Origin of the sequence: Streptomyces sp. MK37H (assembly GCF_018035285.1) — a bacterium.
Taxonomy (GTDB): domain Bacteria; phylum Actinomycetota; class Actinomycetes; order Streptomycetales; family Streptomycetaceae; genus Streptomyces; species Streptomyces endocoffeicus.
In genome coordinates, this window is sequence record NZ_JAAAYH010000066.1 from 1 (window position 1) to 17,385 (window position 17,385).

At 68.4% G+C, this 17,385-nt stretch carries 11 protein-coding genes; 2 read left to right on the forward strand and 9 right to left on the reverse strand.

What is annotated here, in order from left to right; all coding sequences use genetic code 11:
* Window positions 1–104 precede the first annotated feature (104 nt).
* From GWI24_RS12640 to ngcE, 9 genes are all read right to left on the reverse strand, one after another.
* Entirely contained in the window at window positions 105–1,577 is a 1,473-nt protein-coding gene (locus GWI24_RS12640) for an amino acid permease (RefSeq protein ID WP_247616271.1), read from the reverse strand.
* Window positions 1,578–1,806: 229 nt separating this feature from the next.
* Window positions 1,807–3,771: a 1-deoxy-D-xylulose-5-phosphate synthase gene (dxs, locus tag GWI24_RS12645; protein WP_210946044.1), complete on the reverse strand. Its 1,965-nt coding sequence runs from the start codon at window positions 3,769–3,771 to the stop codon at window positions 1,807–1,809.
* 179 nt (window positions 3,772–3,950) lie between these two features.
* The gene (locus tag GWI24_RS12650; RefSeq protein WP_210946045.1) at window positions 3,951–5,267 is read right to left on the reverse strand and encodes a sugar ABC transporter permease; all 1,317 of its coding nucleotides are present in this window, start codon (window positions 5,265–5,267) and stop codon (window positions 3,951–3,953) included.
* A complete protein-coding gene (locus tag GWI24_RS12655; RefSeq protein ID WP_210946046.1) occupies window positions 5,264–6,052 on the reverse strand; it encodes an ATP-binding cassette domain-containing protein in 789 nt (262 codons plus the stop codon). The genes GWI24_RS12650 and GWI24_RS12655 overlap by 4 nt, the downstream gene beginning before the upstream one ends.
* A 138-nt stretch (window positions 6,053–6,190) precedes the next feature.
* Complete coding sequence (locus GWI24_RS12660; RefSeq protein ID WP_210946047.1) at window positions 6,191–7,291, reverse strand: substrate-binding domain-containing protein; 1,101 nt, start codon at window positions 7,289–7,291, stop codon at window positions 6,191–6,193.
* A gap of 217 nt (window positions 7,292–7,508) precedes the next feature.
* Window positions 7,509–8,708, reverse strand: coding sequence for an ROK family transcriptional regulator (locus GWI24_RS12665; RefSeq protein ID WP_037959071.1), 1,200 nt, complete (start codon window positions 8,706–8,708; stop codon window positions 7,509–7,511).
* A 242-nt stretch (window positions 8,709–8,950) separates the two neighbouring features.
* The gene (locus GWI24_RS12670) at window positions 8,951–9,898 is read right to left on the reverse strand and encodes a carbohydrate ABC transporter permease (RefSeq protein WP_210946048.1); all 948 of its coding nucleotides are present in this window, start codon (window positions 9,896–9,898) and stop codon (window positions 8,951–8,953) included.
* Between the two features lie 61 nt (window positions 9,899–9,959).
* Window positions 9,960–10,877, reverse strand: coding sequence for a carbohydrate ABC transporter permease (locus GWI24_RS12675; protein ID WP_210946049.1), 918 nt, complete (start codon window positions 10,875–10,877; stop codon window positions 9,960–9,962).
* A gap of 58 nt (window positions 10,878–10,935) precedes the next feature.
* A complete protein-coding gene (gene ngcE / locus GWI24_RS12680; protein WP_210946050.1) occupies window positions 10,936–12,372 on the reverse strand; it encodes an N-acetylglucosamine/diacetylchitobiose ABC transporter substrate-binding protein in 1,437 nt (478 codons plus the stop codon).
* Between the two features lie 341 nt (window positions 12,373–12,713).
* On the opposite strand from ngcE, the gene GWI24_RS12685 reads away from it, so the two are divergent.
* Window positions 12,714–13,247 carry a hypothetical protein gene (locus GWI24_RS12685; RefSeq protein ID WP_210946051.1) on the forward strand — a complete coding sequence of 178 codons (534 nt, stop codon included), beginning with the start codon at window positions 12,714–12,716 and terminating at the stop codon, window positions 13,245–13,247.
* A gap of 213 nt (window positions 13,248–13,460) precedes the next feature.
* Window positions 13,461–17,318, forward strand: a complete 3,858-nt coding sequence (locus GWI24_RS12690) for a GH92 family glycosyl hydrolase (protein ID WP_210946052.1) — start codon at window positions 13,461–13,463, stop codon at window positions 17,316–17,318.
* Window positions 17,319–17,385: the final 67 nt, after the last annotated feature.

A 17,385-nucleotide genomic window follows, 5' to 3' on the forward strand; every position in this document is an offset into this window, starting at 1 on the left:
CCGGTGAGCCGACCGCGGCGACGGTCGGCTCCTCGCCCCCCGGGGTCCAGGGGCGGAGCCCCTGGTAGCGGGAAGGGGCGGGGAGGGGAAAGATCCGCGGGCCCCTACCCCGTACGCGTCCCCGCCTCCGTCACCCGGCTGTGGCGGCGCCCGTAGAAGACGTAGACGAGGAGGCCGATGACCATCCACACCCCGAACCGCACCCAGGTCTCGGCGGGCAGATTGAGCATCAGCCACAGCGACGCGGCCACTGACAGGATCGGCAGCACCGGCACCCAGGGTGTGCGGAAGGCGCGGGGCAGATCGGGCCGGGTGCGGCGGAGGATGATGACACCGAGCGCGACCACGACGAAGGCGAAGAGCGTGCCGATGTTCACCAGGGCCGCCAGCTCGGAGATGGAGGTGAACCCGGCGACCACGGCGATGACCACGCCCAGCACGATCGTCGAGCGGTACGGCGTGCCGAAGCGCGGATGCACCCGGGAGAAGACCCTCGGCAGCAGCCCGTCGCGGCTCATCGCGAAGAACACCCGGCTCTGGCCGAGCAGCAGGATCATGGACACGGTGGTGAGCCCGACGGCCGCGCCGAAGCTGATGAGGCCCGCGTAGAACGGATGGCCGGTCGCCTTGAAGGCGTCGGCGAGCGGGGCGTCCACCGACAGCTTGGTGTACTTCTGCATGCCGGTGACGACGATGGACACCGCGACGTACAGCACCGTGCAGATGAGCAGCGAGCCCAGGATGCCGCGGGGCATGTCCCGCTGTGGATTCCGGGTCTCCTCCGCCGCGGTCGCCACGATGTCGAAGCCGATGAAGGCGAAGAAGACCACGGCGGCGCCGGTGAAGATGCCCTGGACGCCGAAGGTCGTCGGTTCGTAACCGAACATCAGCTGGATCAGCGGCGCCTTCAGCCCCGAGCCGGAGACCGAGCCCTGGGCCTCCGGGATGAACGGGTGGTAGTTCTCCGGGTGGATGAAGAAGGCGCCCGCGATGATGACGAGCAGCACCACGGCCACCTTGATCGCGACCACCGCGGAGGTGACCCGCGCGGACAGCTTCATGCCGAAGACGAGGATCGCGGTGATCACCAGGACGAGCAGGAAGGCCAGCAGGTCGAAGGAGAAGCCGTGCGCGGCCTCGGGCCCGGACAGGGCGTCGGGCAGATGCCATCCGGCGTTGTCCAGCAGCGAGCGGATGTACCCCGACCAGCCCACCGAGACCACGGCACAGGCCAGGGCGAACTCCAGCACCAGGTCCCAGCCGATGATCCAGGCGGGCAGCTCGCCGAGCGAGGCGTACGAGAAGGTGTACGCGGACCCCGCGACCGGAACCGTCGAGGCGAACTCGGCGTAGCACAGCGCGGCCAGGGCGCAGGCGATACCGGCGGCCACGAAGGACAGCGCGGTGGCGGGCCCCGCCTGCTCCTTGGCGACCGAGCCGGTGAGCACGAAGATGCCGGTGCCGATGATGACGCCGACGCCGAAGACCGTGAGGTCCAGGACGGACAGGGACCGGGTGAGGGCGTGCTCGGGCTCCTCGGTGTCCTGGATGGACTGCTCGATGGTCTTCGTCCGCAGGTAGCGCGGCCGGACTCTGCCTCCGGTGCCTCCGCCTGGTTCCGATACGTTCACCGGTGCCACCTCCACGCCTGCCGTGCGGTTCATGCTTCTGGTTACCGATCGGCGGCGAGGTATGCACGCTCAGGGCCGTCCCCGATTCACCCGATGGGGGCGGGCGGTACGACACACGCTGGGCCGGTCGGAGCAGGAAGCGCTCCGGCCGGCCCAGGCGGAAAGGGGCGGTGGCTCAGTCGCGCACCGGCTCGGCCGTCGTCGGCCGGGTCATATCGGCGCCCTGGGAGCCCGCGTCCGCGGACTCGTGTCCGTAGCGGCCGCCGATCCTGGAGACCAGTCCGGTGACCTGCCGGGCGATGTCCGGTGCGGTCAGCCCGATCTCGGCCATGACCTCCTTACGGGAGGCATGGTCGAGGAAGCGCGACGGGATGCCGAAGTCGCGCACCGGCATGTCGACGCCCGAGTCGCGCAGCGCCTGGGCGACGGCGGAGCCCACACCGCCGACCCGGCTGTTGTCCTCGACGGTGACGACGACGCGGTGGCGCTCGGCGAGGGCGGGCAGCTCCTCGTCGACCGGCTTGACCCAGCGGGGGTCCACCACCGTTGTGGAAATGCCCTGTTTGTCGAGAAGGTCGGCGACCTCCAGACACATCGGGGCCAGCGCGCCCACCGAGACCAGCAGCACATCGGGCCGCTCACGGTCGGCCCCCGCGGGCTCCCGCAGCACATCCATGCCGCCGATCCTGCCGACGGCCGCGACCGCCGGGCCCACCGCGCCCTTGGAGTACCGCACCACGGTCGGCGCGTCCTCCACCGCCACGGCCTCGCGCAGCTGGGCGCGGACCTGGTCGGCGTCGCGCGGGGCGGCGATCCGCAGCCCGGGGACGACCTGGAGAAGCGACATGTCCCACATGCCGTTGTGCGAGGCCCCGTCGGTGCCGGTGATACCGGCGCGGTCCAGGACGAAGGTGACCCCGCACTTGTGCAGCGCCACATCCATCAGGACCTGGTCGAAGGCGCGGTTGAGGAAGGTGGCGTAGACCGCGAAGACCGGGTGGACACCGCCGGTGGCCAGGCCCGCCGCCGAGACGGCCGCGTGCTGCTCGGCGATGCCCACGTCGTAGACCCGGTCCGGGAAGCGCTTGGCGAACTCGGTGAGCCCCACCGGGTGCAGCATGGCCGCCGTGATCGCGACGATGTCCTCGCGCTCCTCGCCGAGCTTGACCATCTCCTCGCCGAAGACCGAGGTCCAGTCGGCGCCGGAGGCCGAGATCGGCAGCCCGGTGTCCGGGTGGATCTTGCCGACGGCGTGGAAGCGGTCCGCCTCGTCCTGGAGGGCGGGCTGGTAGCCGCGGCCCTTCTCGGTGAGGCAGTGCACGATGACCGGGCCGCCGAAACGCTTCGCCCGCTGCAGCGCCGACTCCAGCGCCTCGATGTCATGGCCGTCGATCGGGCCGACGTACTTCAGCCCCAGGTCCTCGAACATGCCCTGCGGGGTGATGAAGTCCTTCAGCCCCTTCTTGGCCCCGTGCAGCGTCTCGTACAGCGGCCTGCCGACGACCGGGGTGCGCTCCAGCAGGTCCTTGCCGCGGGCCAGGAAGCGCTCGTAGCCGTCGGTGGTGCGCAGGGTGGCGAGGTGGTTGGCCAGGCCGCCGATGGTCGGGCCGTAGGAGCGCTCGTTGTCGTTGACGACGATGACCAGTGGGCGGTTCTTGGCGGCGGCGATGTTGTTGAGCGCTTCCCAGGCCATACCGCCGGTGAGCGCCCCGTCGCCGATCACGGCGACCACATGGTCCTGCTTGCCGAGCAGCTCATTGGCCTTGGCGAGGCCCTCGGCCCAGCCGAGGACGGTCGAGGCGTGGCTGTTCTCGATGACGTCGTGCTCGGACTCGGCGCGCGAGGGATAACCGGACAAACCACCCTTGCTCTTGAGCTTGGAGAAGTCCTGGCGGCCGGTGAGCAGCTTGTGCACGTAGGACTGGTGGCCGGTGTCCAGCAGCACCTTGTCCCGGGGCGAGTCGAAGACCCGGTGCAGGGCGATGGTCAGCTCCACCACGCCGAGATTGGGGCCGAGATGGCCACCGGTCTTGGAGACGGCGTCGACGAGGAAGGAGCGGATCTCCGCGGCCAGCTGGTCCAGCTCCTCCGGAGTGAGCCGGTCCAGATCGCGCGGTCCCGTGATGCGGGTCAGCAGCACCCGTGCCTCCTTGCTTCGAGCGTCTCCATGGAGCTTGCCGTCCGCCCGAGTCTAATGTTCCGCCCTCCGCCGCAGACCTCCCCCCATGCGATCTCCGTCACGCGTGTTCTTTTCAGACAGCTGCCCGGTGCCTTCCATGAAGGCACCGGGCAGCCGGGTGAGCGGATGAGGCGTCCGGGTCAGCCGCGACCCGCGGACCGTTGAGTCCTCCGCGACACCGAGTCGATGACGACGGCGGCCAGCAGCACCCCACCGGTGATCATGTACTGGACGGAGTTCGCGACGCCCAGCAGGTTCATCCCGGACGAGATCGAGCCGATGACCAGCATGCCGAGCAGCGCCGACCAGACCGAGCCCCGGCCACCGAAGAGGCTGGTGCCGCCGATGACCGCGGCCGCGATGGCCTCCATCAGCAGGTTGCCGGTGCCGGCCTGCTGGCTGGCGGAGCCGATCCGGGAGGCGATCATGATGCCGCCGCACGCGGCCATCAGCCCGGCCAGCGAGTAGACCGAGATCCGGATGGCGACGACGTTGATGCCCGCGCGGCGGGCGGCCTCGACGCTGCCGCCCAGGGCGATCACCTTGCGCCCGTAGGAGGTGCGGCGGACCACGAAGTCCAAGATCACCAGGACCGCCACGAAGATCACCAGGGCGAGGGGCAGACCTTTGTACGCGTTGAGCCGCCAGGCCGCGGCGAAGACGATCACCGCGAGCACGGCCGTGCGGACCAGGATCTCGCTCAGCGGCCGCGACGGTATGCCGACCGCCTTACGGCGCCTGCTGTCCAGGAACTGGGCGAGGAAGAAGCCCGCCGTCGCGACCGTGGCCGCCCCGTACGCGGCGATGAGCTGGCTGAAGTAGTGCGCGGTGAGATCGCGCACGAAGCTGTCGTCCGCGATGCTGATGGTGCCGGTGGTGCCGAGCACCTGGAGCATCAGACCGTTCCAGGCCAGCAGACCGGCCAGGGTCACCACGAAGGCCGGTACGCCGATCTTGGCGAAGAAGAAGCCGTGCACCGCGCCGAGGGCCGCGCCGCTGGCGAGCGCCGCAAGCACCGCGATCCCTTCGGGCACCCCGTGGTTGACGTTGAGCACCGCCAGGGTCGCCGCGGCCAGACCGCTGAGCGAGCCGACGGACAGGTCGATCTCCCCGAGCAGCAGCACGAAGACGATCCCGACCGAGATCATGCCGGTGCCGCCGAGCAGGATGGAGAGGTCGGAGAGGTTCTTGGGCGAGAGGAAGGCACTGTCCTTCGCCTGGAAGACCGCCCAGATGATGGCGATGCCGACGATGACCGGGACCGCGCCCAGATCGCCGCTGCGCATCTTGCGGCCGAACTCCGTCAGATAGCCCTTGAAGCCCTCCTGACGGACCAGCAGCCGGGGGTCGACGACGGTGACCGCGTCCTTGGCGACGGGGTTGGCGTCGGCCGGGCCGCTCGCCTTGTTGGCGCCGTTCGACGGGCCGCCGTTGGTCTTGTCGACGTTCGTGGTCACTTCGCGACCTCCCCGCTACGCGCCTTGCGGCGGGTCACGGCGTTGTCCGTGGCGCCGGTGATGGCGGAAATGATCTCTTCCTGAGAGGTGGTCCTCACATCGAAGATGCCGTTGTTGCGGCCCAGCCGCAGCACCGCGACCCGGTCCGCGACGGCCTTGACGTCGGCCATGTTGTGGCTGATGAGAATGACGGCGAGGCCGCGGTCGCGCAGCCGCTCGACCAGGTCCAGGACCTGCGCGGTCTGCTCGACGCCAAGGGCGGCGGTCGGCTCGTCCAGGATCACCAGCTTGGGCTCGCCGAGCATCGAACGGGCGATGGCGACGGTCTGCCGCTGGCCACCCGAGAGCGAGGCGATCGGGATCCGCACACTGGGGATGCGGATCGACAGGGTCTGGAGCAACTCACGGGAGCGCCGCTCCATTTCGACCTCGTCGAGCACCCCGGCGCGCAGGATCTCGCGGCCGAGGAAGAGATTGCCGACGACGTCGATGTTGTCGCAGAGGGCGAGGTCCTGGTAGACGGTCGCGATGCCCAGCTCCTGGGCGTCGTGCGGCCGGCTGACCTGGACGGGCTTGCCCTGCCACTCGACGACGCCTTCGTCGGCGGGGCCGACTCCGGCAATGCTCTTGACGAGGGTCGACTTGCCGGCGCCGTTGTCGCCCACCAGGGCGACGACTTCACCGGCGTGGACCTCCAGATGGATGTCGGTGAGCGCCTGGACGGCGCCGAACCGCTTGGAGATCCCGCGCAACGCCAACACGGGTCCGTTCGGCACGATGGCCATCTCCGTTCCGGGCAGGGTGGTCCCTGCTGTGTGACGGAGGGGAGAGCGGGCTCTCCCCTCGATTGGGGGGTGAGTCAGGGATGCGGGCCGTCCGCGGATACGGACGGCCCTGCTCCGCTATGTGCCGGAGACCGGCCGTTACTTCAGACCGGCCTCTGCGCACGCCGCCTTGACCTTGCCGGCGCAGATCTGGTCGATCTTGTAGATCCCGTCCTTGATGACGGTGTCCTTGATGTTCTTCTTGGTCAGCGAGACCGGGGTGATCAGCGTCGCCGGGATGTCCTTGGTGGTCGGGCTGTCGACCGTGTTGGACTCGTTGACCTTCTCGCCGCGACCGAGCGCGATGGCCATCTCCGCGGCGGCGGTGGCCTCGTCCAGGTAGGACTTGTAGACGCTCATGTACTGCTCACCGGTGACGACCCGGCGCACACCCTCGAGTTCGGCGTCCTGCCCGGTGACCGGGGGCAGCGGGTTGAAGCCGCCGCTCTTGAGCGCGGTGATCGCGCCGCCGGCCATGCTGTCGTTGGCCGAGTAGACGCCGATGATGTTGTCCTTGCCGAGCGAGGAGATGGCGCCCGTCATGGCCTCGTTGGCCTTGTCCGCGAGCCAGCGGTCGACGTCGTAGGACCTGCCGATGTTCACCTTGCCCTTGAGGACGGACATCGCGCCCTTCTTGAACATGGCGGCGTTGGGGTCGGCCTCCCAGCCGTTGAGCATGACGATCTTGCCGCTCTTGGCCTTGTCGCCCAGCGCCTCGAGCAGGGCCTTGCCCTGGACCTTGCCGACCGTCTCGTTGTCGAACGAGGTGTACGCGGAGACCGGGCCCTCGGCGAGCCGGTCGTAGGCCACGACCGGGATATCGGCCTCGTCGGCCTTCTTGACCGAGCTGGCGATGGACTTGGAGTCCACCGAGTCGAGGATGATCGCGTCGACCTTCTTGGTGATCATCGAGTCGACCTGCTGCTGCTGGACCGAGGGGTCCGACTTGGCGTTGACGTACAGGACCTTGCAGTCGGCGCAGAGTGCCTTGATCTTCTTGGTGACGAAGGGCCGGTCGAAGTTCTCGTATCTGGCCGTCTGATCCTCGGGCAGCAGCAGCCCGATCGTGAGCGGACCGGTCTTCTTCTTGTCGTCCTTCTTGCCGTTGTCGGCTTCCTTCGCCGAGCCACAGGCGGCGAGGGCTACCGTCATCGACAGGACAGAAGCGGCAAGAGCGACGCGACGCATCGTTGCGTTCATTTAGGGGTGACCTCCCTGACGAGGCCGCGTCATTGCGGCCGAGGTGGCTGGAAGTCAACTCGGCCGCCCGCATGGCGTCAAGAAGTAAATCCTTAACGAGATGGCAACGGTGCCATTCGTTATCTGAGTGAACGCAGCCGGACAGGCCGGATAGACGGAGCGTGACCGGACAAAGCCTCTCAAGGCTTGCCCATGGCCCAACAGCACCGCCCGGCGGTCAGGTGAGGGCCGGAGCCCCCGCCGAGAGCGCGCCGTCCAGCAGCGTCGAATCGCCCATCTCGCTGAGCACCAGCGCGAGCGCGCCCAGCACCTCGGCCCGGCCGCCGAGCGCCCCCGGCATCACCGACAGCTGATGGGCCGCGCTCGGGATCGCGTACCGCGCGACCGACTCCCGGATCGGGCCCAGCACCAGCTCCCCCGCCTCGGCGAGCTGGCCGCCCAGCACCATCCGGCTCGGGTTGATCAGATTGCAGAGGTTGGCCACCCCGCTGCCGATGTGCCGGCCGACATCCCCGATCACCCGCCGGCAGCCCGGGTCGCCCTCGCGGGCGAGCTGCACCATGCGCTCCACGGTGAGGTCCGCCCCATGGCTGGAATGCAGCAGCGGCAGCACATAGCGGGCCGCGGTGAAGGTCTCCAGACAGCCGCGATTGCCGCAGCGGCACACCGGGCCCGACTCGTCCAGGGTGATGTGGCCGATCTCGCCCGCCGTACCACCGGGGCCGCGGTAGATCTTCCCGCTGATCACCAGCCCCGCGCCGACACCGTCGGCGACCTTGATGTACGCGAGGTCGCCGACCCCGCGGCCGGAGCCCCAGACCAGTTCGCCGAGCGCGCCGAGGTTGGCGTCGTTGTCCACGTGCACCGGCACCCCGAGCCGCTGGGCCAGGTCGTCGCGCGGATTGGTGCCCGCCCAGCCCGGCAGGATCGCGGTCGAGCCGAGCGTGCCGGTCTCCACGTCGATCGGGGCGGGCACGCCGAGACCGACGCCGACCACCTTGTCCTGGCTCAGTCCACTGGCCGTGATCAGCCTGCTGACCAGCTGCTCGGCCCGGTCCAGGCCCTGGGAGGAGGAGGCGTCCACATCCAGCGGCTCGGCCTCCTCGGCCAGCACCTGGTGGGCGAGGTTGCCGATGGCGACGCGCAGATGCGTATGGCCGAAATCCACCCCTACGACAATGCCCGCGTCACCGCTGAGCGAGACGCTGCGCGCCCGGCGGCCGCCCGCCGAGGTGGGCGTGACCTCGACCGTTCCGCCGTCCTTGAGCTCGCGCACGATGTTGGAGACGGTGGCGGCGGACAGCCCGGTGGACCGGGCGATCTCCGCCTGGGTCAGCGAGCCCGCCATGCGCACCGCACGGACCACCCGCTCGAGATTGGCCCGGTGCAGCGACGACTGCGATCCCGGAGTCTCCACGCCCATCCACTCCCGCCTTCGCGGGCGGCACGACGGCCGCTCCGCCGACCGGACCGCAGCAGTGAGGCCCGGCTGTGTCTCCAACATGTGAACTCTAAGCTGAGCCGCCACGGTTGTCCCACGTCAAGTCCCCGACCGCCGTGGAACGGCTCGCGGACCCTCCGCCGCCCACAGCGACACGGCCCCGCCCTTTCCGCGGGACGGAAAGGACGGGGCCGTGAAAAGCCCTCTGTGATGTGCCCCTATTTGAGCGCGCCCGCGGTCAGACCCGCCTGGACCTGCCGCTGGAAGAGGATATAGACACCGAGTACGGGAAGCATCGCCAGCACCAGACCGGCGAAAAGCGCTGACCAGTCGCCCTTGTACTGCTGGCTGGCCGCGAGCTGCACAAGACCCTGGGTGAGCACCCGCTTGTCCTCATCGGTGTTGAGCACCGTGGGCAGCATGTACTGATTCCACTGCCCGAGGAAGTTGAAGATCCCCACGCTGATCAGCCCGGGCTTCGCCATCGGCAGCATGACCTGGAAGAACGTCCGGGTATGGGACGCCCCGTCGATCAGGGCCGCCTCCGCGACCGAGGACGGCAGCGTCTTGAAGAACGAGGTGAGGAAGAAGACCGTGAACGGCAGCGAATAGGCGATATAGACCAGAATGAGCCCATGAAAGGTGTTGAGCAGGCTCATGTTCTTCATCACGAAGAACAGCGGCACCAGCGCCAGGATGATCGGAAAACTCATCCCGCCGACGAACATGAAATAGATGAACCGCTTTCCCGGGAATTCGAAGCGGGCCAGGATGTACGCCGCCATCGAGCCGAGCAGCATCGTCCCGATCAGGGAGCAGCCCACCACCAGGATCGTATTGAGGAAGAAGTCGCCGATGTTCGACTTGCTCCAGGCCCTGGTCCAGTTGTCGAAGTGCAGGGCGGAGGGCAGCCCCCAGGGCGAGGTGAAAATCTGCTTGTCGGTTTTGAGGGAGCTCATCACCGCCCACAGCAGCGGCAGCGTGACCAGGAGTCCCCAGACCACCAGGATGCCGTGCGAGAAGACGTTGAGGACCTTGCCCTCGCTGCCGATCCGGCCCTCGGGGGTGAAGCCCGGCGGCGGCTGCTTGCGGACGGGCCCGGTGGCCGGTGCCTCGTCCTCCTTGGTGACGCCCGGGAGCTCCGAGGGCTCTGCGTGCGAGGTCACTGTCGTACCCCCAGATCGGCGGTCGGGCGGTGGTGGCCGGGTGCGGTCGATGTGATCGGCATCAGTACTCCAGCCGTTCGCGCCGGCCGAGCCTGGTCACGATGACCGCGAAGATCAGGGTGACGATGAGCATCGCCACGCCGATCGTGGTGGCCCGTCCGGCCTGCCCGTCGTGGAAGGTCTTGGTGTAGACGTAGTAGCCCATGACCTGGGTGGAGTCGGCGGGGCCGCCCGGCCCCACGGTCATGATCTGCACCACGGCGAACGCGTCGAGCGCGATGATGCCCATATAGATCCAGCCGGTCTGGACCGTGTCCCACAGCAACGGCAGGGTGATCTTGAAGAAGGTCTTGACCCGGTTGGCCCCGTCGAGCAGCGCCGCCTCGTAGAAGTCCCTCGGGATGGAGCTCATCCCGGCGGAGAAGAGGACGACGTAGAAGCCGACGTTGCTCCAGACCATCACCGCCATCAGGCACCACAGCGCCAGCTTCGGATCGGCCAGCCACTGCTGCTGGAGCGAATCCAGGCCGACTCCGTCGAGGAAGGAGTTGATCGCGCCGTTGCGCGGGTTGTAGGTGAACTGGAACAGCAGGGCGACGATCGCGATCGACAGCACCTGCGGGAAGAAATAGATCACCTTGTAGAGGCTCGACCCGCGCACCCCGGAGATCGCCGCGTTCTTACGGCGCCGACCGCCCACATTGAGCATGAAGGCGAAGAAGAGTCCGAGGCCGAGCGTCACCAGCGGCACCACCAGCAGCAGCACGACATTGTGCCCGACCGCTTTCCAGAAGAGGTCGTCATGCAGCAGCCAGTTGTAGTTCTTGAACCCGACCATCTTGAAGTCGGAGCTCAGGCCGGTCCAGTCCGTGAAGGAGTAGTAGATGGCCTGGACGAACGGCGAGATCACGAAGACCGCGTAAAGGATCACCGGCAGGGCCAGGAACCCCGCGATGAACCGGTACTTCCCATGCTGCATTTCTACCGACCTCGGTCTTCCCCTACGGATAATGCCGCCGGCGACGCGTGGACCCGCATCAGACGTGCTTGTACTTCTTGACGGCGTCGTCCTTGGCCGTGTCATCGGCGAACTTCTGGCACTTCTTGATCGTCTCGGCGGGGGTCATCCGGCCGGCCATCATCTCGCCGAGCGCGCCGACGCCGATCTGCTGCTTCTGCAGCGTCACGTACCAGTCCTGGAGCCGCGGGTTGACCACGTTCTTGCCCGCCTTGGTCAGCGCCTCCTGCGCCGACGCCAGGCCCGGCGGCAGAGTGAGCCCTTCGGTGCCGCCGTTGAGGGAGGAGAGCGAGGAGACCTGCTTGACGAAGTTCTTGGTGGACTTCTCGCCGAGCATGATCCGCAGCAGCTCCATGCCGCCCTCGGGGTTCTTCGCCGACTTCGGGACGATGAAGGGCTCACCGCCGGACGCCCACAGGGTGCCGAACGGCAGCTTGTCGCTCTTGTCCAGGCTGGAGGGCGCGGCCACCGCCATCTGGAAGTCCTTCGGGGTGGTCTTCTTCGCCTCGTTCTCCACCCAGGAGCCGTTCGGGATGAACAGCGCCTTGCCCTGGTTCCACGCGGTCTGGGACTCGATGTGGGTGAGGCCGGGGGTACCCCTGAGGATGTAGCCCTTCTTGTAGAGCTCGTAGTACGCCTCGAAAGCGGCCTTGACGGCCGGGTGCTTCCAGGCGTTCGGCTCCAGGTTGTCGATCGAGTCCAGGACGTCCCGGCCGCCGATCTTGGCGATGAAGGGGTAGAGGCTGAACGGCAGGTAGTAGGGGAACTTGCCGGGGTAGGTCCAGCCCGCGATGCCCTTCTTCTTGGCCTTCTCGCAGACCTTGAGCATGTCGTCCCAGGTCTCGGGGTACTCCACGTCGAGCTTGGCGAGGTTGGTCTTGGAGTACCAGACGCCGTAGACGGTGTAGGCGTAGTAGAGGATCCACACCGGCTTGCCGTCGAACTGGCCCATCTCCACGACACCGGGGCGCAGGGTCTCGCGCACCGTCTTGTTCGGGTCGTCGAGGGAGGGCGCGTCCAGCAGCGGGGTGAGGTCGGTCAGCTGGTTCTTCGCGACCAGGGTCCCGAAGTCCATCTGCTCGGCGCCGGAGTTGTCGACCAGGTCCGGCGGGGTGCCGCCGTTGAAGCGCGGCTGGAGCACGGTCTGGATCTTCTGGGTGGCGGCGTGCTTGACCTTGCCCTTGGTCTTCGGGAAGGCCGCGGCGTACTCCGCCTCGGCGTCCTTGGCGTACTGCTGGCCGAAGCCGCCGTCGAAGATGACGACGTCGAGCGCGGCGCTCTCATTGACCGCGAGCGGGTTCTTGGCGCTCTTCTTGCCCTTGTCGACCTTCTTGGAGTCGTCGTCACCGCCACTGGCACAGGCGGACAGCGCGCTCATCGCGGGCACGGTGATCAATCCGAGCGCCGCCGAGCGCTTGATCAGATCGCGACGGCCGACATCTGAGGTGGATCCCATGCTCAAGTCCTCGCCTTCGTCAGGACTCAGGCGGTGTAACGGTCTCCCGTACATACTCGCCTCCGGCGAGGGGCCCGACACCGCGGGTCAGTTGAAGCGTCAAGCGGAGTATTGCTGGGTGTACGCCGGGGAGAGCGGATGACCCGCCGAGGCCCTCCGATATGGGCCGCGGTGCGGCCTTCCCCCTGGGGCGACAGGTATAGTCCACTGGGCCTCATATGGGCAAGATCGAGAGGTCATCGGGTACCAGTCTTTCCCGAGTTGAGACCTGCCCGACATACCGTAAGGGGAGACTTGCCGCGCGGCACGCCGCCGTGCGCGCTCCCCGAAAGGCGGTTCCCGTGTCCCGGAAGCAGCTCACCCTCGCCACCAGCATTGTCGTGACCGCGACACTCGCGGCCACCGCGGGGTGCGGCTCCGGCAGAGGGGGCTCGTCCGCCGGGGACAGCAAGGGTGGCGCGGCGATCGGCAAGGGCATGGCCCAGCTGCCGGTGGAGCCCACCCAGGCGCCGACCGAGGAGCCCACCGACGACCCCTACGACGACCCGTATGACGAGCCGTCGGACTCCCCCACCGGCGGCTCAGGACTGGTCACCCCGGACGCCAAGATGGGCACCTGCGGATGGGGTTCGAACGGCAAGCCCTACGCCAATGTGAAGATCAGCAACTCCGGCTCCGGCACGGCCTACTACTCGCTGCTGGTCGGCTTCGTGGACAGCTCCGAGGAGGTCGTGACCACCGGGGTGGAGTCCGACGCGCCCGTGGCGGGCGGCTCCGAGAAGACCATCAAGGTCACCGGGCTCAAGGCGGACAGCTCCCACACCGCGAAGAAGTGCCGGCTGTCGCTGGCCACCAAGTCCGACAACGCGGGCTGACGACACGCCAGGAGCAACCTCGAGGGACGCACGGAATCGCCCCCATGGCCGCGGGCCGTACCACCGATGGTGGTACGGCCCGCGGCGTACCACCCGCCGCACGGGCGCCCATTGAGCGCTGTCCGCATCCTTGACACCACCCTCCCCCTGCCTCCCTACTTATCTCTGCCCGACCCAGTGGACAACGTTGTCAGACTCGTTGAGAGGCTGAGTATGCGACAGAGACGACCCCAGAGACGATGGCGTGGGATCGGACGGTCGGCCGCCCTGGTGGCGGCCGTCCTGCTGGCGGTGACGGCCCAGGGCGGTGCGGTCGCCGCCCCCGCCGGCCCGGACTCCACGCACCACGCCGACCGCACCTTCGCCTCGTCCTTCGAGTCGGGCGATCCCCAGCCCGACTGGCGGAACACGGTCGAGACCGGCCCCGACGGCAAGAAGAAGGCGTCGGGAGTCGACGGAGGCTACTCCTCCGGCATCCCCGGCAATGTCACCGACAAGGTCACCGAGGTCCGCGCGAGCGACGAGAACTCCGACGGCGGGGAGATCAAGGAGAACCTCGTCGACGGCGAGGTCACCAGCAAGTGGCTGGCCTTCGACACCACCGCCTGGCTCGAGTTCGACCTGAGCGAGCCGGTGGAGGCCGTCCGCTACGCCCTCACCTCCGCCAACGACGCCCCCGGCCGGGACCCGAAGGACTGGACCCTCAAGGGCTCGGCCAACGGCTCCGACTGGACGACGCTGGACACCCGTAAGGACGAGACGTTCTCCTCGCGCCAGCAGACGCGGGAGTTCTCTTATCGCAATTCCACGGCCTTCAAGCACTTCCGGCTGGAGATCACCCGCAACGCCGGGGACGACATCGTCCAGCTCGCGGAGGTGCAGTTCGCAACCGGCGACACCACTCCGCCCGCGGCCTCGGACATGCAGACCCAGATCGACCGCGGCCCGACCGGCTCCCCCACCGCCAAGGCCAACGCGGGCTTCACCGGTACCCGTGCCCTGCGCTACGCGGGCACCCACAAGCCGGACGGCCGGGCGTACTCGTACAACAAGGTCTTCGACGTCGACACGGCCGTCACCCGGGATACCCAGCTGTCCTACCGGATCTTTCCGTCGATGACCGAGACGGACCTCGACTACCCGGCCACCCATGTCTCCGTCGACCTCGCCTTCACCGACGGCACCTACCTCAGCGAGCTGCCCGGCGCGGTCGACCAGCACGGCGCCCGGATGAGCCCGCAGGGCCAGGCCGCCTCCAAGACGCTCTACGTCAACCAGTGGAACCACGAGGAGTCGCGGATCGGCGCCGTCGCCGCGGGCAAGACGGTCGACCGGATCCTCGTGGCCTACGACTCCCCCAAGGGTCCCGCGCAGTTCCGCGGCTGGGTGGACGACATCTCCATCGCCCCCAAGGCGCCCGAGAAGCCGCTGACGCACCTGTCGGACTACGCCCTGACCACCCGCGGCACCAACTCCAGCGGCAGCTTCTCGCGCGGCAACAACTTCCCGGCCACCGCCGTCCCCAACGGCTTCAACTTCTGGACGCCGGTGACCAACGCGGGCTCCACCGACTGGCTCTACCAGTACGCCCGCGCCAATAACGCCGACAACCTCCCCACCATCCAGTCGTTCAGCGCCAGCCATGAGCCCAGCCCCTGGATGGGCGACCGGCAGACCTTCCAGGTGATGCCGTCCGGCGCGGCCGGCACCCCCGACGCCGGGCGGACCGCCCGCGCGCTCCCCTTCCGCCATGAGAAGGAGACCGCACGTCCCTACTACTACGGGGTGACCTTCGAGAACGGCCTTACGGCCGAGATGGCGCCCACCGACCACGCCGCGGCCATGCGCTTCACCTATCCGGGCGAGGACGCGAGCGTTATCTTCGACAACGTCAACAACAACGGCGGGCTGACCCTCGACGCCGAGCACGGCGTGGTCTCCGGCTACTCCGACGTCAAGAGCGGACTGTCCACCGGCGCCAGCCGGCTTTTCGTCTACGGCGTCTTCGACTCCCCGGTGAGCGCGAGCGGCAAGCTGGACGGAGGCGGCGGCAAGGACGTCACGGGCTACTTCCGCTTCAAGCCGGGGAAGGACCGTACGGTCACCCTCCGGCTCGCCACCTCGCTGATCGGCGTCGACCAGGCGAAGGCCAACCTCGACCGGGAGCTCCCCGCGTCGCGGTCGTTCGGGGAGGTCAAGCGGGCCGCCCAGGCGGAATGGGACAACATCCTGGGCCGGGTCGAGGTCGAGGGCGCGGACCGCGGCCAGCTCACCTCGCTCTACTCCAGCCTCTACCGGCTGTACCTCTATCCCAATTCCGCTTTCGAGAACACGGGCACGGCGGCGAAGCCCCGCAACCAGTACGCGAGCGCCTTCTCGCCGGCCACCGGGGAGAACACCCCGACCCACACCGGCGCGAAGATCGTCGACGGCAAGGTGTACGTCAACAACGGCTTCTGGGACACCTACCGGACCACCTGGCCCGCCTACTCCCTGCTCACCCCGAAGCGGGCGGGCACGATGGTCGACGGCTTCGTGCAGCAGTACAAGGACGGCGGCTGGATATCCCGCTGGTCCTCACCGGGCTACGCCGATCTGATGACCGGCACCAGCTCGGACGTGGCCTTCGCCGACGCGTATCTGAAGGGCGTGCGGTTCGACGCCGAGGCCGCGTACGAGGCGGCGCTGAAGAACGCCACCGCCGTGCCGCCCACGTCGGGCGTCGGCCGGAAGGGCATGTCCACCTCGCCCTTCCTGGGCTACACCAGCACCGAGACCCATGAGGGGCTGTCCTGGGCGCTGGAGGGCTCTCTCAACGACTTCGGCCTCGCCAACATGGGCAAGGCGCTCTACGCGAAGACGAAGAAGGCCCGCTACAAGGAGGAGTCCGAGTACTTCCTGCACCGCGCGCAGGGCTATGTCTCGCTCTTCGACGACAAGGCGGGCTTCTTCCAGGGCAAGGACGCCAATGGAAAGTGGCGCGTGCCCTCCGACAAGTACGACCCCCGGGTCTGGGGCTACGACTACACCGAGACCAACGGCTGGGGCTACGCCTTCACCGCGCCCCAGGACAGCCGGGGCCTGGCCAACCTCTACGGCGGCCGCGCGGGCCTGGCGAAGAAGCTGGACACCTACTTCTCCACCCCGGAGACCGCCTCGCCGGAGTTCGCCGGTTCCTACGGCGGCGTCATCCACGAGATGACCGAGGCGCGGGACGTCCGTATGGGCATGTACGGCCACAGCAACCAGGTCGCCCACCATGTGGCGTACATGTACGACGCGGCGGGCCAGCCGTGGAAGACCCAGGAGAAGGTGCGCGAGGTGCTCTCCCGCCTCTACACCGGCAGCGAGATCGGCCAGGGCTACCACGGCGACGAGGACAACGGCGAGCAGTCCGCCTGGTACCTCTTCAGCTCGCTGGGCTTCTATCCGCTGGTGATGGGCGGCTCGGAGTACGCGGTCGGATCGCCGCAGTTCACCAAGGTCACGGTGCATCTGGAGAACGGCCGCGACCTCGTCGTCAAGGCCCCGCGCAACAGCGCGCGGAACGTGTACGTCCAGGGTCTGAAGGTCAACGGCAAGGCGTGGAACTCCACCGCGCTGCCGCATGACCTACTCGCCCGGGGCGGCACGCTGGAGTTCGCGATGGGCGCCAAGCCGTCGTCCTGGGGCACGGGCGCGAACGCCGCGCCGTCCTCCATCACCGAGGACGACAAGGTGCCCACCCCGCGCCACGACCTGACGGTGCCGAGCGGCGGCACGGCGCTGCTGGACAACACCTCGGGCACCGAGGCGACCTTCGAGTCGGTGGACCTGCCGGTCACGGAGCCGGGCCGCGCGGTGCAGTACACCCTGACCTCGTCGGACCGCGGCAAGGCCCCGACGGGATGGGTGCTCCAGGGCTCCGCGGACGGCGAGAAGTGGCGGGACCTGGACCGCAGGTCGGGCGAGTCCTTCAGCTGGGACAAGCAGACCCGCGTCTTCTCGGTGCGCACGCCCGGTACGTACGCGCACTACCGGCTGGTGCCGGACGGCAAGGCCACCCTGGCGGAGGTGGAGCTGCTGGGCTGAGCCGTTGGGTGGGCCGGGTCCGTATCCGCGGGCCCGGCCCGCCCGGCCCTGGCCGCGGCTCACGCGC